Origin of the sequence: Microbacterium pullorum, from assembly GCF_014836535.1 — a bacterium.
GTDB lineage: Bacteria > Actinomycetota > Actinomycetes > Actinomycetales > Microbacteriaceae > Microbacterium > Microbacterium pullorum.
Genome location: NZ_JACSQP010000001.1, coordinates 239,472 through 258,988, shown reverse-complemented (window position 1 = coordinate 258,988; position 19,517 = coordinate 239,472). Strand labels below are relative to the sequence as shown.

At 71.0% G+C, this 19,517-nt stretch carries 17 protein-coding genes; 10 read left to right on the top strand and 7 right to left on the bottom strand.

Annotation, left to right across the window (positions count from 1 at the left end):
- Positions 1-452: 452 nt before the first annotated feature.
- The 5 genes from H9651_RS01300 (at position 453) to H9651_RS01280 (ending at position 8,015) form a co-directional block, all read left to right on the top strand.
- On the top strand, positions 453-1,685 hold the full coding sequence (locus tag H9651_RS01300; protein ID WP_191717295.1) for an ROK family transcriptional regulator: 1,233 nt from the start codon (positions 453-455) through the stop codon (positions 1,683-1,685).
- A gap of 141 nt (positions 1,686-1,826) precedes the next feature.
- Positions 1,827-3,188 carry an extracellular solute-binding protein gene (locus H9651_RS01295; RefSeq protein ID WP_191717294.1) on the top strand — a complete coding sequence of 454 codons (1,362 nt, stop codon included), beginning with the start codon at positions 1,827-1,829 and terminating at the stop codon, positions 3,186-3,188.
- Positions 3,189-3,191: 3 nt separating this feature from the next.
- Positions 3,192-4,124 carry a carbohydrate ABC transporter permease gene (locus H9651_RS01290; RefSeq protein WP_191717293.1) on the top strand — a complete coding sequence of 311 codons (933 nt, stop codon included), beginning with the start codon at positions 3,192-3,194 and terminating at the stop codon, positions 4,122-4,124.
- Positions 4,121-4,966 (top strand): carbohydrate ABC transporter permease, encoded by an 846-nt coding sequence (locus tag H9651_RS01285; RefSeq protein ID WP_191717292.1) that lies wholly within the window; start codon positions 4,121-4,123, stop codon positions 4,964-4,966. The genes H9651_RS01290 and H9651_RS01285 overlap by 4 nt, the downstream gene beginning before the upstream one ends.
- Positions 4,967-4,994: 28 nt before the next feature.
- On the top strand, positions 4,995-8,015 hold the full coding sequence (locus H9651_RS01280) for an alpha-mannosidase (RefSeq protein WP_191717291.1): 3,021 nt from the start codon (positions 4,995-4,997) through the stop codon (positions 8,013-8,015).
- Between the two features lie 39 nt (positions 8,016-8,054).
- Here H9651_RS01280 and H9651_RS01275 read toward each other — a convergent pair whose 3' ends face one another.
- A complete protein-coding gene (locus H9651_RS01275; protein ID WP_191717290.1) occupies positions 8,055-8,552 on the bottom strand; it encodes a DUF427 domain-containing protein in 498 nt (165 codons plus the stop codon).
- Between the two features lie 73 nt (positions 8,553-8,625).
- Here H9651_RS01275 and H9651_RS01270 point away from each other — a divergent pair, with 73 nt between their 5' ends.
- A complete protein-coding gene (locus tag H9651_RS01270) occupies positions 8,626-9,249 on the top strand; it encodes an LON peptidase substrate-binding domain-containing protein (RefSeq protein WP_191717289.1) in 624 nt (207 codons plus the stop codon).
- Between the two features lie 3 nt (positions 9,250-9,252).
- Here H9651_RS01270 and H9651_RS01265 read toward each other — a convergent pair whose 3' ends face one another.
- The 6 genes from H9651_RS01265 to H9651_RS01240 all read right to left on the bottom strand — a co-directional run bounded on the left by H9651_RS01265 (position 9,253) and on the right by H9651_RS01240 (position 15,133).
- Positions 9,253-9,972 carry an NUDIX hydrolase gene (locus tag H9651_RS01265; protein ID WP_191717288.1) on the bottom strand — a complete coding sequence of 240 codons (720 nt, stop codon included), beginning with the start codon at positions 9,970-9,972 and terminating at the stop codon, positions 9,253-9,255.
- A gap of 62 nt (positions 9,973-10,034) precedes the next feature.
- Complete coding sequence (locus H9651_RS01260) at positions 10,035-10,994, bottom strand: BadF/BadG/BcrA/BcrD ATPase family protein (protein WP_318244709.1); 960 nt, start codon at positions 10,992-10,994, stop codon at positions 10,035-10,037.
- On the bottom strand, positions 10,991-11,890 hold the full coding sequence (locus H9651_RS01255) for a carbohydrate ABC transporter permease (RefSeq protein WP_191717287.1): 900 nt from the start codon (positions 11,888-11,890) through the stop codon (positions 10,991-10,993). The genes H9651_RS01260 and H9651_RS01255 overlap by 4 nt, the downstream gene beginning before the upstream one ends.
- The gene (locus H9651_RS01250) at positions 11,890-12,843 is read right to left on the bottom strand and encodes a carbohydrate ABC transporter permease (protein ID WP_191717286.1); all 954 of its coding nucleotides are present in this window, start codon (positions 12,841-12,843) and stop codon (positions 11,890-11,892) included. The genes H9651_RS01255 and H9651_RS01250 overlap by 1 nt, the downstream gene beginning before the upstream one ends.
- A gap of 45 nt (positions 12,844-12,888) precedes the next feature.
- Positions 12,889-14,178, bottom strand: coding sequence for an ABC transporter substrate-binding protein (locus H9651_RS01245; protein WP_191717285.1), 1,290 nt, complete (start codon positions 14,176-14,178; stop codon positions 12,889-12,891).
- 10 nt (positions 14,179-14,188) lie between these two features.
- Positions 14,189-15,133: an N-acetylmuramic acid 6-phosphate etherase gene (locus H9651_RS01240; RefSeq protein ID WP_191717284.1), complete on the bottom strand. Its 945-nt coding sequence runs from the start codon at positions 15,131-15,133 to the stop codon at positions 14,189-14,191.
- Between the two features lie 102 nt (positions 15,134-15,235).
- On the opposite strand from H9651_RS01240, the gene H9651_RS01235 reads away from it, so the two are divergent.
- The 4 genes from H9651_RS01235 (at position 15,236) to H9651_RS01220 (ending at position 19,491) form a co-directional block, all read left to right on the top strand.
- Positions 15,236-16,291 (top strand): serine hydrolase domain-containing protein, encoded by a 1,056-nt coding sequence (locus tag H9651_RS01235; RefSeq protein WP_191717283.1) that lies wholly within the window; start codon positions 15,236-15,238, stop codon positions 16,289-16,291.
- On the top strand, positions 16,291-17,163 hold the full coding sequence (locus H9651_RS01230) for a MurR/RpiR family transcriptional regulator (protein ID WP_191717282.1): 873 nt from the start codon (positions 16,291-16,293) through the stop codon (positions 17,161-17,163). The genes H9651_RS01235 and H9651_RS01230 overlap by 1 nt, the downstream gene beginning before the upstream one ends.
- A gap of 81 nt (positions 17,164-17,244) precedes the next feature.
- Positions 17,245-18,282 (top strand): lactonase family protein, encoded by a 1,038-nt coding sequence (locus H9651_RS01225; protein WP_191717281.1) that lies wholly within the window; start codon positions 17,245-17,247, stop codon positions 18,280-18,282.
- A 222-nt stretch (positions 18,283-18,504) separates the two neighbouring features.
- Positions 18,505-19,491: an aggregation-promoting factor C-terminal-like domain-containing protein gene (locus H9651_RS01220; RefSeq protein ID WP_191717280.1), complete on the top strand. Its 987-nt coding sequence runs from the start codon at positions 18,505-18,507 to the stop codon at positions 19,489-19,491.
- Positions 19,492-19,517 lie beyond the last annotated feature (26 nt).

The window sequence follows — 19,517 nt, the reverse complement described above, 5'->3', positions numbered from 1 at the left end:
ACCGCATGCCGTCTGCGCACCCCCGCGCTGCTCCGGTGTCACGGATGGCGGATGCCACGGCCCACGACCCCGCGGAAGCGACACCCGAGTAGCTCGCGCGCGGCCGACACCCGACATCGGCCGCCGCGGCGACCCGCGCGGCTCCGGTGTCACGGATGGCGGATGCCACGGCCCACGACCGCGCGGAAGCGACACCCGAGCAGCTCGCGCGGGCGACACGCGAGCAGCTCGCGCGGGCGACACCCGAGCAGCTCGCGCGGGCGACACCCGAACAGCTCCCGCGGGCGACACGCGAGCAGCTCCTGCGGGCGACACCCGAGCAGCCCGCCTGGAGGCGCGGACGCGGGCATTCCGGCCGCCGCCGGACTACGCTCGGTGCCGTACCGGGTGCGCGGGCCCGAATTCCACGCAGGACATCCCGGACGAGCCAACAGAATCGAAGCGGGTGCGCGATGGTCAGACGCGGCGCGAATCAGCCGAGCGTCGGCGGGTACAACCAGGCCGTCGTCCTCGACCAGATCCGTCGCGCCGACGGCCTCAGCCGCGTCGAGCTCGCCGAGACCACCGGCTTGTCGGCACAGACCGTCTCGAACATCTGCGCCCGACTGCTCGATGCCGGGATCATCGAGGAAGCCGGTCGCGCCGCCGCCGCAGCGGGCCCCGGCAAACCCCGCACGACGCTGCGCCTGGTGGGAACGAGCCGCTATGCGGTCGGCGTGCACCTGGACCCGAGCGTGCTGACCTTCGTGCTGCTGGGTATCGACGGCGCCGTCGTCGACAGCCGTACGCGGCCGACCCCGAGCGCGAACGACCCGGCGCGCACCGTGCGGCTCATCGTGACCGAGATCGACGGTCTGCTCGACACCTCGGGCGTCGACCGCGCCCGCGTCGTCGGTGTCGGCATCGCCGCCCCGGGCCCCATCGACGCCGAACGGGGCGTCGTCGTCGATCCGCCGAACCTCGCCGGCTGGCATCGGGTGCCGTTGCGCGACGCCATCGCCCAAGGCACGGGGTTCCCTGTCGTGCTCGACAAGGATGTCACGGCGGCCGCCGTCGCCGAACGCTGGCACGAGCGCGCCCCGGGAGGGGCGAGCTTCGCGTTCCTCTACCTCGGCATCGGCCTCGGGGTGGGGCTCGTGCTCGGTGAGGACGTCGTGCGCGGCGGCTCCGGCAACGCCGGCGAGATCGGCCACATCCCGGTGGATCCGGACGGTCCGCCGTGTGCGTGCGGCTCCCGCGGCTGCGTCGCGGTGAGCTGCACCCCGGCGGCCCTGGTGGCAGAGGCGGAGGCGCTCGGGCTGCTGCCGGCCACGCATGTCGACGACGACGCCAGGTCCATCGACGAGGCGCTCACCCGGCTGGTCGTACGAGCGGCCGACGGCGACGCGGGCACCCTCGCGCTGCTCGAGCGCACGGCCGAGCGCATCGCGCGCGCCCTCGCGGTGGTGTGCAACCTGCTCGACGTCGACCGCGTCATCATCGGCGGCCCGATGTGGCACCGGCTCGCCCCCTGGCTCGAGGCCGACATCCCGCAGCTGCTGGCCTCACTGCTCGTGGCGCGCGGTCTGCACCACGTCGCCGTGGCCGGCACGGGCCTCGGCGACGATGTGGGCGCGATCGGCGCCGCGTGTCTCGTGCTGGATGCCGCGCTGGCGCCGCAGCCGCGCTCACTGCTGCTGGGCTGAGCACCCCGCCGTCGCAAGCGTGATGCAAGCGTGATGCAACGCGCGGTCCGAGCCCTTGACACCTAATAGTCCATTCGCTTGACTTATTGCGCCGTGCGCCGGTGACGTCGCTGTGCGGCCACATGCGAGCAAGGGAGCACCATGAGAAAGTCAGCAGCACTGACGGCGCTGGCCGCCGGCACGGGTCTCACCCTCCTTCTGGGCGGTTGCACCTCGGGCGAATCCGCCGACGACGCGAACACCATCACGGTCGTGTATTCCAAGACCGACTCGTTCACCGCGCTCGACACCCTCCTGACCCAGGCGAAGGAGCAGTTCGAGGCCGCGAACGACGGCATCACCGTCGATCTGCAGCCGATCACCGCCACCGACGACGACTACAAGACCCGGCTGCAGCTGTCGCTGGGCTCCGAGGACACCGCCCCCGACGTCTTCTACGAAGACACCTTCAACGTGCGCAGCGACGTGGAGGCCGGCTACCTGCTGAACCTCGACGACCACCTGGCCGAGTGGGACGACTGGGCGCTGTTCGACGAGGGGGCCAAGGCCGCCGGTGAGGGCGGCGACGGCAGCATCTACGCCCTCCCCCTCGGCACCGACACCCGCGTCATCTGGTACAACACCAACGTGCTCGAAGCCGCGGGCGTACCGGTGCCGTGGCAGCCCGAGAGCTGGCAGGACATCCTCGACGTCGCGGCGCAGATCAAGAGCAGCCAGCCTGACGTCGTCCCCTTCAACATGTATGCCGGCACCGGCACCGGTGAGGGCACCGTGATGCAGGGCTTCTACGAGCTGCTGTACGGAACCGGTGACGGCACCGGGCTGTACGACGACGCCGAAGGCAAGTGGGTCGTCGAGTCGCAGGGCTTCATCGATTCACTCCAGTTCCTGCAGACGCTCTACGAAGAGGGCTACGCCGTCGCGCCCGACCAGGCGCTGGACCCGAACGTGTGGCAGGCGGTGTTCGGGGAGATGTTCCCGCAGGACCAGCTCGGCGCCACGGTGGAGGGCTCGTACACGCCGTCGTTCTGGATCGAGGGCGGTTCGTACGAATGGCCCGAGTACGGCGAGGTCATGGGCGTGGCACTGTTCCCGACGCAGGACGGCCAGGAGCCGGGCGGCGTGAGCATGTCGGGCGGCTGGACGCTCGCCGCCTCCGCCACCACCGACCAGCCCGATCTGGCCTTCGACTTCATCGCCACGGCGCTCAACGCCGAGAACTCGCTCTGGTACGCCATCAACAACGCACAGATCGCCGTGCGCACCGACGTGGCGCAGGAGCCGAGCTACCTCGAGGCGAACCCGTTCGTCGGCGACGTGTCCGAGGCGGTCGCGGTGACCCACTTCCGCCCTGCCACCGGCGACTACCCGCAGATCTCGGTCGCCGCGCAGCAGGCCACCGAGGCGGTCATCACCGGTCAGCAGAGCCCCGAAGAAGCCGCGGCGGCCTACGACGACGCCGTGCGGCAGATCGTCGGCGAAGACAACGTCATCGCGAAGTAACGGATGACTGCGACCGCGACCGCGCCGGCGACGATCCGCCGTCCGCGCCGCAGCCGCATCGGCGACCGTGCAACGCCCGCTCGGGCGTTGCCGCTGGTGCCCGCTGCCGTACTGCTGCTGCTCTTCCTCGCCGGCCCGATCGCGTGGGCGCTGGCCGGGTCGCTGGGCGACCGCGCGCTCAGCGGCACCCAGGCGGCCGACCCGCAGTTCGTCGGCTTCGACAACTACGTGCGCCTGTTCGCCGACCCCGTACTGCCGCTGTCGATCGGTGTCACGGTGGTGTTCGTCGTGGGGTCGGCGATCATCGGTCAGAACGTGCTGGGGCTGCTTCTGGCCGTACTCTTCCGCTCGGGGAGCCGCGCGGTGGCCGGCACCGTCGGCGTGCTGGTGGTGACGGCGTGGGTGCTCCCCGAGATCGTCGCCGCGTTCGTGAGCTACGCCTTCCTCTCGGCGGACGGCACGCTCAATGGCATCCTCGCCGCCGTCGGCATCGAGGGCCCGAACTGGCTCTATGCGTTCCCGGTGGTCGCGATCATCCTGGCCAACACGTGGCGCGGCACCGCGTTCTCGATGATGATCTACCGCGCCGCCCTCGATGACGTGCCGCTGGAGGTGATCGAGTCGTCGATGCTCGACGGCGCCGGGGGCTGGCAGCGGCTGCGACTGATCACCCTGCCGATGATCCGGGGGACGATCTTCACGAACCTCATGCTCACGACGCTGCAGACGCTGTCGGTGTTCACGCTCATCTGGGTGATGACCAAGGGTGGACCCGGCAACCTGTCGAGCACCCTGCCGGTGCTCGCCTACACCGAGGCGTTCCAGTTCGGCGACATCGGCTACGGCAACGCGATCGCGGTCGTCATGCTCCTGTTGGGCGCGGTGTTCTCGATCGGCTACGTGATGTCGCTGCGCCGCAGCGGGGGGCGCGCATGAGCCTGCCGAGCATCGCGGGCCCCTCCCGCTCCACCACGAAGTTCTGGGCGAATGTCGTGCTCATCGTCATCGGGGTGATCTTCGCCCTTCCGCTGGCGTGGGTCGTGCTGGCTGCGTTCGACTCGTCCGCCGGCTACCAGGTGAAGATCCCCGCCGAACCCACCCTCGACAACTTCACCGACGTGCTCACCCCCGAGCTCACCCTCCGGCCGCTGCTGAACAGCCTGCTGCTGTCGACCGCCGCGGCCCTGGTGACCGTCGTCGTCGCCGTGCTCGCCGCCTACCCGCTCTCCCGCTTCCGCTCGCGGTTCAACGCGCCGTTCCTCTACTCCGTGCTGTTCGCCAGCTGCCTGCCGATCACGGCGATCATGGTGCCGGTGTACAGCCTGTTCGTGCAGCTGCGCCTCATCAACCAGCCGTGGGCGGTGGCGCTGTTCCTCGCGGCGAGCGCGCTGCCGATGGCGCTGTGGATGACCAAGAACTTCATGGACTCCGTTCCGGTGAGCTTGGAGGAGGCCGCGTGGGTCGACGGAGCGAGCGCCATGACGGCGCTGCGGCGCATCGTCGTGCCGCTCATGCGCCCGGCCCTCAGCGTCGTCTTCGTCTTCGTGTTCCTGCAGGCCTGGGGCAACTTCTTCGTCCCGTTCGTGCTGCTCTACTCCCCCGAGTGGCAGCCGGCGGCGGTGTCGATCTACTCGTTCTTCGGCCAGTACGGCACCGTCGCCTACGGCCGGCTGGCCGCCTATTCGCTCATCTACTCCCTCCCCGTCCTCGGTCTATACGTGCTCGTCACGCGCGGCCTCGGCGGCACCTTCGCCCTCTCCGGTGCGGTCAAGGGCTGACGCCCCCGCTCCCCACGACTGGACACTCATGCACCGAAACGACCGACTCTCCCTCCAACGCATCGACCGCCTGAGCCGCGACCGGCTGGTCGCCGCGATGTACCGCGACCGCGCGGCGCTCACGATCGAGGCGTGGGAGGTACCCGGCGAACCGGTGCCGTTCGCCGAGGCGGTGGCGGCGGCCTACGCGCCGTTCGAGGTCGGCACCCGGTGGGGCCGCCCGTGGGGCACGGTGTGGTTCCATGTCACCGGCGAGGTCCCCGCCGGCTGGCACGATGCCCCCGGCACCGAGGTCGAACTGTGCGTCGATCTCGGTTTCGACGCCTCCGCGCCGGGCTTCCAGGCCGAGGCGCTGGTGTTCCGTCCCGACGGTTCCATCGTGAAGGCCATCGAGCCGCGCAACGCCATGGTGCCGATCGAGTCGGCCACCGTCGACCTGTACATCGAGGCGGCGAGCAACCCGAGCGTGGCGGGCACCTTCACTTTCGCCCCGACACCGTTGGGCGACCCCGCGACGGCCGGCACCGACCCCCTCTATCGGCTGCAGACGCTCGAACTCGGGCTGCTCGACCGTGAGGTGTGGGAGCTGACCCAGGACATCTGGACCCTGCGCGGCCTCGTCGACCAGCTCGACCCCGACCGCACCCGCCACGCGCGTGTGCTGGCCGCCCTCGGGCGGGCCGTCGATGCGCTCGACCCCGACGATCCGGCCGGCACCGCGACGGCCGCGCGTGCCGAACTGGCGGGCGTGCTGGCGTCGCCGGCCGCGGCATCCTCGCACCGCATCACCGCCGTCGGTCACGCCCACATCGACTCCGCCTGGCTCTGGCCGGTGCGCGAGACGGTGCGCAAGGTGGCGCGCACGTTCTCGAATGTGCTCGATCTCATCGAGCGGGACGACGACTTCGTCTTCGCCGCGTCGTCGGCGCAGCAGTACGCGTGGATCAAGCAGCACTATCCCGACCTGTTCGCGCGCATCGTGACGGCGGTGCAGGCGGGCAGATTCGTGCCGGTGGGCGGGATGTGGGTCGAATCCGACACGAACATGCCCGGTTCCGAGGCGCTCGCCCGCCAGTTCGTGGAGGGCAAACGATTCTTCCTCGAAGAGTTCGGCGTCGAGCCGCTCGAGGTGTGGCTGCCCGACTCGTTCGGCTACTCGGCGGCGCTGCCGCAGATCATCGCCGAGGCGGGGTCGCGGTGGTTCCTCACCCAGAAGATCTCGTGGAACGAGACCAACCGCATGCCGCATCACACGTTCTTGTGGGAGGGGATCGACGGGACGCGGGTGTTCACCCACTTCCCGCCCGTCGACACGTACAACTCCGAACTGTCCGGCGCTGAGCTCGCTCGCGCCGAACGGCAGTTCGGTGAGAAAGCGGATGCCGGTTCGTCACTGGCTCCGTTCGGCTGGGGGGACGGCGGCGGCGGGCCGACACGCGAGATGATCGCGGCGGCCCGCCGCACTGCCGACCTCGAGGGATCGCCGAAGGTGCGCCTGGGTTCGCCCGCGCAGTTCTTCAGCGACGCCGAAGCCGAGTACGCCGCTCCCCCGGTCTGGTCGGGCGAGCTGTACCTCGAGTACCACCGCGGCGCCTACAGTGCGCAGGCCCGCACCAAACGCGGCAACCGCCGCAGCGAGCACCTGCTTCGCGCCGCGGAACTGTGGGCGACGCTCGCCACGGCGCGCACCGGCGCCCCGTACCCGGCGGAGCGACTGCGCAGCCTGTGGCAGACCGTGCTGTTGCAGCAGTTCCACGACATCCTGCCGGGCACGTCGATCGCGTGGGTGCACCAGCAGGCCGAGGCCGAGTATGCGCGCGTCGCCGCGGAGCTCGGCGACATCATCGACACCTCTCTGCAGACACTGACCGGGCCGGGCGAGAGGGAGCTCACCGCCAACGCCGCTCCGGTGCCCCTGGCCGGCTCCGCCGCGCTCGGGGTGGCAGCCACCGTCAGAACCGCTCCCCTGCGCGTGCGCGCCGACGACGACACGTGGGTGTTCAACCACCCGCGGATCACCTGGACGCTCGACGCCCGTGGCCGGGTCATCGGCGGCCACGACCGCATCGCCGATCGGGAGCTGGTCGATCCCGACCGTCCGGCGGGCGTCCTGCAGCTGTTCCGCGACACCCCCCGCGAGTGGGATGCCTGGAACATCGACTCCGAGGACACTACGGTGTGCACGGAGCTGGCCGATGCCGATGAGGTGCGGCCGACCGACGACGGCGTGGGCCTCATCGTGCGCCGGTCGTTCGGCGCGTCGCGCATCGAGCAGGAGTTCCGGGTGGATGCCGCCACCGGCGCCCTCGACATCACCGTGCGCGCCGACTGGCACGAACGGCAGAAGATGCTCAAACTCGCCTTCCCGCTGCAGCTGCGGGCGGAGCAGACCGAGTCGGAGATCCAGTTCGGTCATCTGACCCGCTCCGTCCACGCGAACACCTCCTGGGATGCCGCGAAGTTCGAGACCGTCGCCCACCGGTGGCTGCGCCTGGCCGAGGGCGCATACGGCGTGAGCATCGCCAACGACGCGAGCTATGGCCACGACGTGCACCACGGCGCGGGGCCCTCGGGTGGCCGTCACACCGTCGCGCGCGTGACGCTGGTGCGCGCCCCGCTGTTCCCCGACCCGGGCTCGGACCAGGGCGCGCACGAGTTCCGGGTGTCGGTGCTGCCGGGAGCGGACGTCTCGGAGGCGGTCGCGCAGGGGTTCCGGCTGAACCTGCCGGCGACGACGGTGCGGGGGGCGTCTCCCGTCGCACCGGCGCTCGAGGTGGACGACCCCGGCGTCGTGGTCGAGGCGGTCAAGCTCGCCGACGACGGCTCGGGCGACGTGATCGTGCGACTGTACGAAGCGCGCGGCAGTCGACGCCGCGCGACGATCCGTCCCGGATTCGCCTGGACGGAGGTGGCGCAGACCGACCTGCTCGAGCGTCCCGCGCAGGGAGAGGTGGTGCGGTCGGCGACGCCGACGGCCGCCGCCGGGTCGGCGGGGTTCACGGTGCAGCTGGAGCGCTTCCAGCTGACGACGGTGCGCATCCGCCGCTGAGCTTCCGCCACTGATCGAGCGGCCGCCGCGGCATCCGCGTCACCAGCCCATAGACCCCGGGCCGCCCTTGAAGGGACCGCGCACCCACGAGGTGACCCAGCCGCCGTAGAAGAGGCCGGGCTGCGGGGTGACGGTCTCGCCCGCGACGGTGCAGCGGTCCATCGGCGCGGCGTACACCGCGACCCGGTCGGTGAGCAGTTCGTATCCCGGCGAGGGATGCGGGTAGTTCCACGCCGCGCGCTCGGCGACCGCGTCGCCGACGCGCACGTCGAAATAGCGTGCGGCACCCTTGAACTCGCAGAATGAACTGCCGTCGGCGGCGACCAGGGTGCCCGGGGCGAACGCCGCGATGGGCAGGTAATACACCGGCGGGTGGCTCGTCTCCAGCACCCGCACGACGTCGGTCGTGTCGACGATGCGCAGGCGGCCGAAGTCGATCGTGACCGGGGTGTCGACCTGTTCGATGCGCGGCGGGCGCGGGTAGTCCCAGACCGACTCCTGGCCGGCTGCGACGGGATCGGGGTGAGGGAGGGCCATGTGCTCACTGTACAAATGCGGTGAGATGCGCCGCGAGGGGTTGCGTGGCGCGCGCGGGTGGTTGACTGTCGCCATGACCGGCGTGCCGATGTTCCCGCTGGGCTCCGTGCTGCTGCCCTACACCCCGCTGCCGCTGCGGGTGTTCGAGCCGCGCTACCTCACGATGATCGGCCGGCTGCTCGACGAGGAGGAGCCGCAGTTCGGCGTGGTGCTCATCGAACGCGGTCCCGAAGCGGGTGGCGGTGACCAGCGCAGCAGCGTCGGCACCATGGCACGGCTTGTGCGCGTCGCGGCCACGGCGACGGATCTGCAGGTGATCGCCGTGGGCGCCGACCGCTTCAGTGTCGACCGCTGGCTGCCGGACGACCCCTACCCGAGGGCCGAGGTCTCCCCCGTCGCACCGCTGGAGTGGTCCGACGCCCTCACTCCCCTGCGCGACGAGGCCGAACGCATCGTGCGGCGGGTGCTCGCCCTCGCCGGAGAGGACGAGCGGGTGCAGTGGGATGCCGCGATCGAACTGTCACCGGACCCTGTCGAGTCGTCGTGGCAGCTCGCCGCGATCGCGCCGCTGGGTGAGCTCGACCACTTCACCCTGCTGCGCTCGACCACCCTCGGCGGGTTGCTGCGCCAGGTCATCGACCTCACGCTCGACATCGAACCGCTGATCACGCGACGTCCGACCGACGACCGCAACTGACGCTCAGCCCACGGGCGGGTCAAGGGGCAGCTCGACCGTGGCATCCCACGGCTCGGTCCACCCGAGTCGGTCGAACAGCGCGTCGAGCACCATCGCCGTGAATCCCCACACCAGGTGCACGCCGGTGGCGTGGCGCACGTGGAACGCGGGGGTGCGGAACTCCTGACCGCCGCGGCGCAGCACCGTGACGCCGCGGTTGGCGGGGTCGAGCAGGTCGGCCACAGGCGCACGGAACACGTCGGCCGACTCGGCCTCGTCGACGACGTGGACGGCCGAGGGATGCCGCCACCACCCGAGCACGGGGGTCACCAGATGCCGGGAGTGAGCCAGCGGAATGGTCTCGAGCTCGCCCAGCACCTCGACCCCCGACGGTTCCAACCCGGTCTCCTCCTGCGCTTCCCGCAGCGCCGCGCCGACCGCGCCGCCGTCGCCGTCGTCGACCCGGCCACCCGGGAACGCGACCTGGCCCGGGTGCGAGCGCAGGGTCGCGGCGCGGGCGAGCAGCAGCACGTCGAGGTCGCGCGAGACCGCGGCATCCTGCGCGTCGTGGGCGCTGAGACGTTCGTCGAGGACGCCGAAGAGGATGAGCACGGCCGCCGGGCGCGAGTCGGCCGGCGCGGGCAGCTCGATGAGCGAGGCGAACCCGCCGCCGCCGGCCACCGCCGATGCGGCCAGCGCCGCCAGCTGCTTCCGCGCGGACTGCGGGGCGAGGGTGGCGGGCATGCTCTCAGGCTACGCCGCATCGCCGACAGCCCGGCTGTGCCCGCCACAGCGCGCCGACAGGATCAGCGCGCCACCCACACGTAGGGCGCGTGGGTGGCGATCGCCCCGGTCGCCGCGCGTTCGGCCAGGATCAGCGCGCCGTCGAGCGGATCGCCGGCCGACGCCTGCAGGACGGCGTCGGGGCGCAGGGCGGTGAGCGTCTGTTCGAACGCCGCGGTGAGCGCACCGCCGGCGCGGAACACACCGCCGGTGGTCGCGATGACCGGCGGCAGCGCCGGGTGCAGCGCGGCCGCCGCACTGCGAGCGGCCTCTCTGCCCGCCTCGGCGACGATCGCGGTCGCGGCGGAGTCGCCGTCGGCGGCGGCGGCCACGACGTCGGTGGCGAACGAGGCCAGCACGCCCGCACGGTCCGCGCGGGTGTACAGCTGGCCGGGCCAGGTGAGTGGGTCGCCGAAGCGCTGCCGCGCGGCATCGAGCAGCACCGTGCCGGCAGCATCCACGTCGTCATATGCCCGCATGGCCTCGTTGAGCCCCTGCATGCCGATCCACGCCCCCGCACCCCGGTCGCCGAGGAGGTGTCCCCACCCGTCGACGCGGCGCCAGATGTCGCGCCCGTCGGTGCCGAACGCGATGGCGCCGGTGCCGAGCGCGATGATCGCGCCGCTGTCGCCGCCGAGGGCGCCGAGGTGCGCCGTGACCGCGTCGATCGCGATCGCGACTCGCGCGGGGCGTCCGGTCGCCTCGGCGACCGCCGCAGCCACGTCGGCGACGAGGTCGTCCGGCCGCTCGACGAGGGTCGCCAGTCCCGTCGCCCCCACCCCGACGCCGGTGAGGTCGCCTGCCGCGGCGGGCCACTCGGCCAGTGCCCGGCGCACGAGCGCGATGACGGCGTCGGGCACGGTGCTTCCCGCGGCGGTGATCCCGATGCGCTCCCCCGCGAACTCGGCGCGCCCGGCGCCGTCGCCGGTGAGAGCGACCCGACTCCCCGAGCCGCCGATGTCGATGCCGAGCAGCCGGGTCACTTGCTCATGCCCGCGGTCAGGCCCGACACGATCTGCTTCGTGGCGATGAGGAACAGCACCACGAGCGGGATCGTCGCCAACGTGAGTCCGGCGAACAGTGTCGCCCAGTCGGTCTGGTACTCGCCGAAGAAGCGGGTGATGCCCACCGGGAGCGTGTAGGAGTCACGGTCGCGGATGAGGATGAGCGGGTAGAAGAAGTCGTTCCACACCGGCACGAACCGGAAGACGATGACCGTCGCGATGGCGGGCTTGACCAGCGGCAGGTGCACACGCCAGAACGTCTGGAACGGGCCGGCGCCGTCGAGCCGGGCCGCCTCGTCGAGCTCGATCGGCAGCTGACGGAAGAAGGCAGCGAGCACGAAGGTGGAGAACGGGATGCCGAGCGCGGCGTACACCAGGATGAGGCTCCAGAGGTTCGAGATCATGCCGAGCGAATCGAGCAGGAAGAACAGCGGCAGGATCGCGAGGTAGACCGGCAGCATGAGGCCGGAGAGGAACAGCCCCTCCAGCGATGTGAACATCTTCGACCGGGTGCGCGCGAACGCGTAGGCCGCCAGCAGCGACACCGCCGTGGACAGCACGACCGAGGCCACGGTGACGAAGATCGAGTTGAAGAAGTAGGTCTCGAACGAGGCGGTGACCCATGCCTTCTGGTAGCTCGTGAAGTCCGGCGGCAGCGGCAGTCCGAGGGGGTGCTGGGCCATGTCCTGGGTCGTCCGCAGCGAGTTGGAGACCATCAGCAGCAGCGGCGCGATAGAGATCGCGGCGTACAGCCACAGAAAGGTGTTGGCCGCGAAGCCACCGGCGGTGGGGCGCTGCCGGCGACCACGGTGCGCGTCGGGCGGGCTGGATGCCGATCGGCGCGAACCCGCGGTGGGAGTGAGCGTCGCGGTCATCAGGTGAGGTTCCGTTCTGCGCGGCGCAGCATCACCGTGAACAGCACGGCGACGCCGAAGATGAAGGCGAACAGCAGCGTGGCGATGGCCGAGCTCGTGCCGATCGCGTTGGAGGCGCCCGATTCGAACGCGGTGCGGTAGAACAGCAGGCTCAGCACGTCGGTGGCACCCGCGGGGTTGCCCTGCGAGCCGCCGAGCGCGTACGGGATCGGGAACGCCTCCATCGCGCCGATGAAGGTGAGCACGCTCACCGTGCCGATCGCCGGCACCATGAGCGGCAGGGTCACCGAGCGGAACCGCTGCCACGCGCTCGCGCCGTCGAGGGACGCCGCTTCGTCGAGTTCCGCCGGGATGCCGCCGAGCGCCGCGCCGTAGAGCAGCACCGGGAACCCGATCCACTGCCAGGCGGTGACGATGACGACCACCCAGATCGCCGTCTGCGGATTGCCGAGCCACGGCTGGGCGAGCTCGTCGAGCCCGACGGCCCGGAGCACGGCGTTGACCGGGCCGAACAGCGGCGACAGCATCAACGACCACAGGTAGCCGATCACCAGCGGCGACACGAGGTAGGGCAGCGTGTACATCGTCTGGAAGAACTGCTTGAACCGCCCGATGCGGTGCAGCAGCGTCGCCAGCCCCAGCCCGATGGTGTTCTGGAAGACCATCGCCCCCACGAACAGCAGGATGTTGTGGAGGAAGGCGTTGGGGATGTCAGTGCTGTACGGCAGCTTCGTGAACAGCGTCACGTAGTTGTCGAACCAGACGAAGTCGCCGCGCACGATGCCGGTCCACGCGAAGAACGAGTAGCTGAGCGCGGTGAACAGCGGGTAGGCGATGAACACCGCGAACAGGATGAGGGCCGGGAGGACGAAGACCATGCCCGTTCGCCTCGACAGGGTCACGCCGGTGGTGACGCGTTTGCTGCGCACCTTCGGCACGGCGATGACGGACATGGTCTTCGTTGCTCCTTCTTCAGAGGGTCAGCTGCAGCACGCGGGTCACTGGCCGGGCGTGAACCACTGCGAGATGCCGGTCTGCAGCGTGGCAGCAGCGCCCGCGGCATCCGTCTCACCGAGGAACATGCGCTGGATCTCGGTGCCGAGCACGGCGGTGCCGAGGGGCTCGCCGTAGCGGAAGTCCACCAGCAGCAGGTAGGGCGCCTGGCCCTGCTCGTAGTTGTCCCACGCCTCCTGCATGACCTCGTCGGAGTAGGTCACTCCGGGGATCGCCGAGAACTGGTTCAGCTCATCGGCCACCAGCTGGCCGAACTCGGGGGTCGCGAGCCAGTTCAGCAGCTCGAAGGCCGCTTCTTTGTTCTCCGACTTGGCGTTGACGGCGAAGTTGCCGTCGGCGTAGGCCGGCGACACGGGGGCATCCAGCACGGCACCCTCGGGCAGCGGCACCTGGTAGGAGCCGAACTCGAGATCGGGAGCCTGGTTGCGGAACGTGGCGATCTCGAACGAGCCGCCGGGGAACTGCGCGGCCTGACCCGAGGTGAACTGGATCTGGCTGTCGGTGTAGCCCACGCCCACGACGTCGGGAGTGAGGTAGGGCTGCAGCTCGGTGATGATCTCCAGCGACGCGACGTAGTCGGGGTCGGTGAAGTCGGTCTCACCGGCGAGCACCTTCTGCTCGAACTCCGCCCCGCCGTAGCGGGTGCTGCCCACGATGTCGGCGAAGATCGGGAGGATCCAGTCGTCCTTGGCGCCGAGCGCCATCGGGGTGATCCCCGCAGATGCGAGGGCTTCGTTCACCGCGATGAACTCGTCCCACGTGGTCGGCACCTCGAGCCCCTGCTCCTCGAAGATCGCCTTGTTGTAGAACATCTGCAGCGTCTGGGTCGCCAGCGGCACGGCGTACGTCTTACCGTCGGCCTTGCCCTTGGCACCCGCCAGCACGCTCTCGGCGATCTCGTCGAGCCCGTCCACCTCGCCGTCGATCGGCTCGAGCTGCCCGGCCTCGATGTTGGGCTGCAGCTGACCGTAGGCGCGCACCATGGGCACGTCGGGACCGTCGCTGCCGGCGAGGCCGGTGGTGAGGATCTGGTTGTACTCGGTGTTCTGGAACGCCTCGAACTCGACGGTGATGCCCGGGTGCTCTTCCTCGAACACGTCGAAGATGGAGTTGTAGGCCTCGACGTCTTCGGTGCGCCACGACCAGACGGTCAGGGCGACGTCTCCGCCCGACTCGGTTTCGGCGTCACCGCTGGACGCGCTGGGCGCACAGGCGCTGAGGGCGAGCACGGAACCGGCGACGAGCGCGGTGGTGGTGAGGATGCGTCTGCGCATCGGTTTCTCCTTAGGGGGTGCGGGACTGCGCGGGGTTGTGGGTGCGGAGGGAGGAGTCGGTGGATGCCGCGGCGAGCGCCGCGCGTACGGAGCCGTCATGGGCGTCGAGCAGTGCCCGGGCGCGCTCGGGGCCCACGCCCGCGAGGGAGGCGACGATCGCGGGCTTGAGTTCGCCGTCGCTGGCGGCGAGCAGCGCCCGCGCCTCGTCGTCGTCGAGGCCGGTGGCCTCGCGGAGGATGCGCACCGTGCGCAGCCGCAGCTTGGCGTTGGTGGCCACCAGCGACACCATGAGGTTCGACCAGGTGCGGCCGACGGCGACCATGAGCGCCGTGGAGAAGCCGTTGAGCACGAGCTTCTCCGCCGTCGCCGCCTTCAACCGCGTGGAGCCGGTCAGCACCTCGGGGCCGGTGTCGACGACGAGGTTCGCGTCGGCCAGCGGTGCGAGCGCCGCGTGCGGGTTGCTCGAGACCAGCACCGTGTAGGCGCCCGCCTCGCGCGCGGCGGCGAGCGCGCCGCCGACGTAGGGGGTGTTCCCGCTCGCGGCCAGCCCGATCACGAGGTCATCGGGGCCCACGCCCGCCGCCTCGGCACGACCGTCGGCCTCGGAGTCCTCGGCATCCTCGACGGCGTTCACCAGCGCCGCCCGGCCGCCCGCGATGTGGCCGATCACGCGCCCCGGCTCCAGGTTGAAGGTGGGCAGCAGCTCCGCGGCATCCAGCACGCCCAGGCGCCCCGACGTCCCGGCGCCGAAGTAGTGCACGGTGCCGCCGCGGCGGAAGCGCTCGGCGGCGAGGTCGACGACCTCGGCCAGCTGCGGCAGGATGGCGGCGACGGCATCCACCGCCACGCGGTCCTGCTCGTTGAGCAGCCGTAGCACGTCGACGCTCGCCAGCGCATCGAGGTCGGTCGAGGCCGCGAGCCGCAGCTCGGTGGGGGCCAGGGGTGGCGTGGGCATCGGCCGGCGCATCCTTCACGTCATCGGGGTGGGTCGAAGCCCAGTATGGTCAAAACTGTCGCGAGTTCAAAGGATGTCGATTATTTTTTTCACGTGCGAACCATGACCGACGTCGAACGGGTGCTCGAAGACGGGAGGCGCGAGGGCGTCTTCCCCGCCGCCGTGGTGGCCATCGCGGTGGACGGCGACATCGTCGCCGAGCACGCGGTCGGCGCCACCCGCACCTGGGACGCCCCGGGCGTTCCGACCGCTGAGCCGGGGCCGCCGACCGATACCACGACGCGCTTCGACCTCGCCTCGCTCACCAAGCTCGTGACCGCGGCGACCCTGCTCGCCCTCCTCGACGAGCGCGGCGCCGACGCCGCGGTGCCGGTCGTCGGCATCCTGCCCGAATTCGACATCCCGGCGCTGCAGGGCATCACCGTCGCCCAGTTGCTCAGCCACACCGCCGGCTTCGCCGCGGAGTGGCACGACCGCTCCCCCGATCCCTGCGCCGCGCGCTTCCGCGCCGGGGCACGACCCGTCGACGCATCGGGCACCGGGCACCGCTACTCGTGCGTCGGGTACATCTGGGCGGGGCTGGCCGCCGAGGCGCTGGGCGAGGCGAGCCTCGACGTGCTCGCGAGACGCCATGTCCTCACCCCGCTCGGCATGACCGACACCGACTTCACCCCGCCGCGGAGCCTGCGGCCGCGCATCGCGGCGACCGAGTTGCAGACCGACCCGCCGCGCGGCATGGTGCACGGCGAGGTGCATGACGAGACAGCCTGGGCTCTCGGCGGGGTCGCGGGCAACGCGGGACTGTTCGGCACGGCGCGCGACCTGCTGCGCCTCGCCGAGGCACTGCGAGTGCCGCCTGAGCTGAGCGCACTACCGGCATCCGTCGTGCGCGCGATGACGTCGCCCGTCGCCGTCGCGGCCGACGGCTACGCCCAGGCGCTCGGGCCGCGCATCGGCGAATCGTGGACGCGGGGGCTTGGACGCCGCGCCGTCAGCCACACCGGCTACACCGGCACCGCCGTGGCCACCCAACCGGGTGGTCGGCGATCGGTAGTATTCCTCACCAACCGGGTGCATCCGCTGCGCACCCCGCCCGACGCGATCACCGCGATGCGTCGCCGAGTCACCGACGCCGCGGCCGCAGGGGGAGACCAGTGATGTCCGACGTCTTCGTCTCGCTGCGCCAGCGCATGCCGTCGCTGTCCAAGGCCGAGCGACGCATCGCGGAGGTGGTGCTCGAGCGCCCGTCGATCGTCGTGGAATCGTCCATCACGCGCCTGGCCGACCTCGCCGACACGTCGCCCTCGTCGGTGGCACGCTTCTGCCGCGCGGTCGGGTTCGACGGATACAAGGATTTCCGCATGGCGATCGCCGCGGCCGACAGTCGCGAGCAGGCGGCGCGCGAGCTGTTCCGGGTGGACGATGCCGAGATCGACGCGAGCGACTCGGCGCTCGATGTCGTGACGAAGGTGGCCTATCAGGAGGCGCGGGCGATCGAGGAGACCGCACGCAGCGTCGATCTCGACGCGCTCGATGCCGTGGTCGACGCGATACGCGGCGCCACCCGCCTCGACGTCTTCGGCGCCGGATCGAGCGGACTGACCGCACAGGACCTGCAGCTGAAGCTGCATCGCGTCGGGGTGCCGACCTTCTGCTGGTCCGATGCCCACCTCGCCCTGACGTCCTTCGCTCTGACGGGGCCCGGCGGGGTCGCCATCGCCGTCACCCACACCGGTCAGACGCTCGAGGCCAACCAGGTGCTCGCGGTGGCACGCGAGCGCGGGGCGACCACGGTGGCGATCACGAACTACCCCGACTCACCCATCGCCGATGTCGCCGACCATCTGCTGGTCACCAGCGCGCGCGAGTCGCGCTACCGCACCGGTGCGATGTCGAGCCGCCTCGCGCAGATGGCGATCGTCGACTTCGTCGTGGTGCGCTTGCTGCAACGCGAGATGGACCGCGCCGGCGACCTGCTGCGCCGCACCTACGAGGCCGTGCAGGGGCATCGCCTCGACGGCGGCCGGTGACGGCGGAGCGGCGGTTGTGCGCACCTCCCGCACGGTGTCAACCGGCGGCATCGGCGGCGGGCCCGCCCGTACGATCGAGGCATGACCGACTCGCGCCTCGTCCTCGTCGCCAACGCCGGTGACGGCTCCCTCAGCACCTTCCGTCTCGCCGACGGCGAGCTGGAGCGCCTCGCCGTCACCGATGGGCTGAAGGGCTGCTCGACGTTCGCCGTCGACGCCGCCCGCGACCTCGTCTATGCCGCGGTCAAGGGCGAGAGCGAGGCAGACCCCGCCGGCATCCTCACCCTCGCGCTCGACCGCGCGACCGGCCGGCTCACGCCGCAGTCACGCCGCGATGTGCCGGGCAGCATGAACTACCTCGCCCTCGCACGGGAGGGAACCGGCCTGCTCGGAGCCTCGTACAGCGGTGGGCTCGGCCTGAGCTGGCCGATCGTCGAGGGCGTCGTGGGCGAGCCGGTGTCGCGCGTCGACTTCCCCAACCTGCACTCCGTGCTCCCGAGCGACGACGGCCGGTTCGCGTACTTCGTCTCGCTGGGCGCAGACCTCGTGGCGCAGTACTCCCTCGCCGACGATCTGACCCTCGTGCCGCTCGACCCCGAGACCGTCGCCGCGCCCGCCGGCAGCGGACCGCGTCACCTCGTCTTCAATGACGCGCAGGATGCCGTGTACGTGCTGACCGAGTTCTCAGGCGAGGTGCTGCACTTCACCCGGGACACCGAGTCGGGCGTGCTCACGCTGACGGATACCACGACCGCCTTCGACACGACCAAGAATCTGGGTCACAGCGAATTCGGAGCCGACCCCCGGGCACACCACTACATCTGGGGTGCGGACCTGCACTTCTCCGACGGCGGTCGACGGCTGTGGGCGTCGGAGCGCACCGAGAGCACGCTGGGTGCCGTCTCCGTCGCCGAAGACGGGTCGGTGTCGGCACCGGAGCGCTTCACGGTGACCGAACCGCAGCCGCGCGGATTCGCCGTGAGCCCTGACGGCGCCTACCTTGTCGCCGCCGGCGAGCGGTCGACGACGGTGTCGCTGTACGCCGTGTCGGGCGACCGGCTCGAGCTGCTGCAGCGCGCCGACACGGGCGCCGGAGCCAACTGGGTGCGGTTCGTCTAGAGGTGCGGAGTCGGGTTGCGGCGAGGCGACGCAGAGCCCTTCTCGAGGGGCGCAGGGAGCCCGCGATCTGGCCTTTTTCCGGCGACGGTTGCCAGGTGACGTTCAGGTAACGCACCGGAACCGTCCAGAAACAGCAACCAGAGTGGGGCACTTGTGTCCGCCCCGAAGCGGATTCCAGCGCCGCTGACCGGCGTGCCATCGACATACGGAACCGGTTCTCTTTTGCTTTCTGCCTCCACGTCTCTGCCCGATCGTCGCACCACCCGCCGCACCGAACGCCGCATCAAGCGCCGCCCGATGCTGGTCGTGGCCACTCTGACCGTGGGCCTTGTGGCCTGCGTCGGAATCACCGGCGCCTCGACCTCGACGGCACAGGCCTCCGGGGCCACGCCCTCGTTCGTGCTCGCCTCGTCGACCACGCCGCTGCACGCCGGTGCGGTCGAGACGGCATCTACGAGGAGCATCGCCTCGGCCGCCGACGAAGCGCGCGATGCGGCGGCAGCCGCCCTGGCCGCAGCCGCAGCGGTGACCGCCGACATCGCGGCGTCCGGTCTCGACATCGGCACGCCCGTGACGACGGTCGACACGGCTGACCTCGAGTCGTCGGTGCAGCAGCTGGAGCGCGTGCAGGCACTCCCCTTCGCCGATGTCACCGAGATCGCCGACGCGGTGACCACCGAAGCATCCTCGGTCACCGAGCAGGCCGCGGGCCTGCGTGGAAAGCTCGACGCCGCGGTCGCCGTCAAGGCCGCCGCCGAGGCTGCCGCCGCCGAAGCGGCCCGCGTCGCCGCAGAGGCGGCCGCAGCCGCCGAGGCAGCGGAGGCCGCCCAGGCCACGTCGGGATCGTCCAGCGCCGCCCCCTCGAACCCCGTGTACGCCAGCGGCGGAGCCGTGGGCGGCAGCAGTCCGGCCGATGCGCAGGCGACCGCACGTTCGATGCTCGCCGGCTATGGCTGGGGCGACGACCAGTTCGGATGCCTCGTGTCGCTGTGGAACAAGGAATCCGGCTGGAACTACCAGGCGTACAACAGCTCGAGCGGCGCCTACGGCATTCCGCAGGCACTGCCCGGCAGCAAGATGGCCTCGGCCGGCGCCGACTGGCAGACCAACGCCGCCACTCAGATCGCATGGGGCTTCGGCTACATCTCCGGCCGCTACGGCACGCCGTGCAGCGCGTGGGGCCACTCGCAGTCCGTCGGCTGGTACTGAGTCGATCGCCGGGTCCGGCGCGTCGC

Excerpts from the sequence above, each read along its gene's own strand:
- H9651_RS01270 (WP_191717289.1), top strand. The coding sequence starts at position 8,626 with ATGACCGGCGTGCCGATGTTCCCGCTGGGCTCCGTGCTGCTGCCCTAC.
- H9651_RS01250 (WP_191717286.1), bottom strand. The coding sequence starts at position 12,843 with ATGTCCGTCATCGCCGTGCCGAAGGTGCGCAGCAAACGCGTCACCACC.
- H9651_RS01240 (WP_191717284.1), bottom strand. The coding sequence starts at position 15,133 with ATGCCCACGCCACCCCTGGCCCCCACCGAGCTGCGGCTCGCGGCCTCG.
- H9651_RS01275 (WP_191717290.1), bottom strand. The coding sequence starts at position 8,552 with ATGGCCCTCCCTCACCCCGATCCCGTCGCAGCCGGCCAGGAGTCGGTC.
- H9651_RS01245 (WP_191717285.1), bottom strand. The coding sequence starts at position 14,178 with ATGCGCAGACGCATCCTCACCACCACCGCGCTCGTCGCCGGTTCCGTG.
- H9651_RS01285 (WP_191717292.1), top strand. The coding sequence starts at position 4,121 with ATGAGCCTGCCGAGCATCGCGGGCCCCTCCCGCTCCACCACGAAGTTC.
- H9651_RS01235 (WP_191717283.1), top strand. The coding sequence starts at position 15,236 with ATGACCGACGTCGAACGGGTGCTCGAAGACGGGAGGCGCGAGGGCGTC.
- H9651_RS01280 (WP_191717291.1), top strand. The coding sequence starts at position 4,995 with ATGCACCGAAACGACCGACTCTCCCTCCAACGCATCGACCGCCTGAGC.
- H9651_RS01230 (WP_191717282.1), top strand. The coding sequence starts at position 16,291 with ATGTCCGACGTCTTCGTCTCGCTGCGCCAGCGCATGCCGTCGCTGTCC.
- H9651_RS01295 (WP_191717294.1), top strand. The coding sequence starts at position 1,827 with ATGAGAAAGTCAGCAGCACTGACGGCGCTGGCCGCCGGCACGGGTCTC.
- H9651_RS01255 (WP_191717287.1), bottom strand. The coding sequence starts at position 11,890 with ATGACCGCGACGCTCACTCCCACCGCGGGTTCGCGCCGATCGGCATCC.
- H9651_RS01225 (WP_191717281.1), top strand. The coding sequence starts at position 17,245 with ATGACCGACTCGCGCCTCGTCCTCGTCGCCAACGCCGGTGACGGCTCC.
- H9651_RS01265 (WP_191717288.1), bottom strand. The coding sequence starts at position 9,972 with ATGCCCGCCACCCTCGCCCCGCAGTCCGCGCGGAAGCAGCTGGCGGCG.
- H9651_RS01300 (WP_191717295.1), top strand. The coding sequence starts at position 453 with ATGGTCAGACGCGGCGCGAATCAGCCGAGCGTCGGCGGGTACAACCAG.
- H9651_RS01290 (WP_191717293.1), top strand. The coding sequence starts at position 3,192 with ATGACTGCGACCGCGACCGCGCCGGCGACGATCCGCCGTCCGCGCCGC.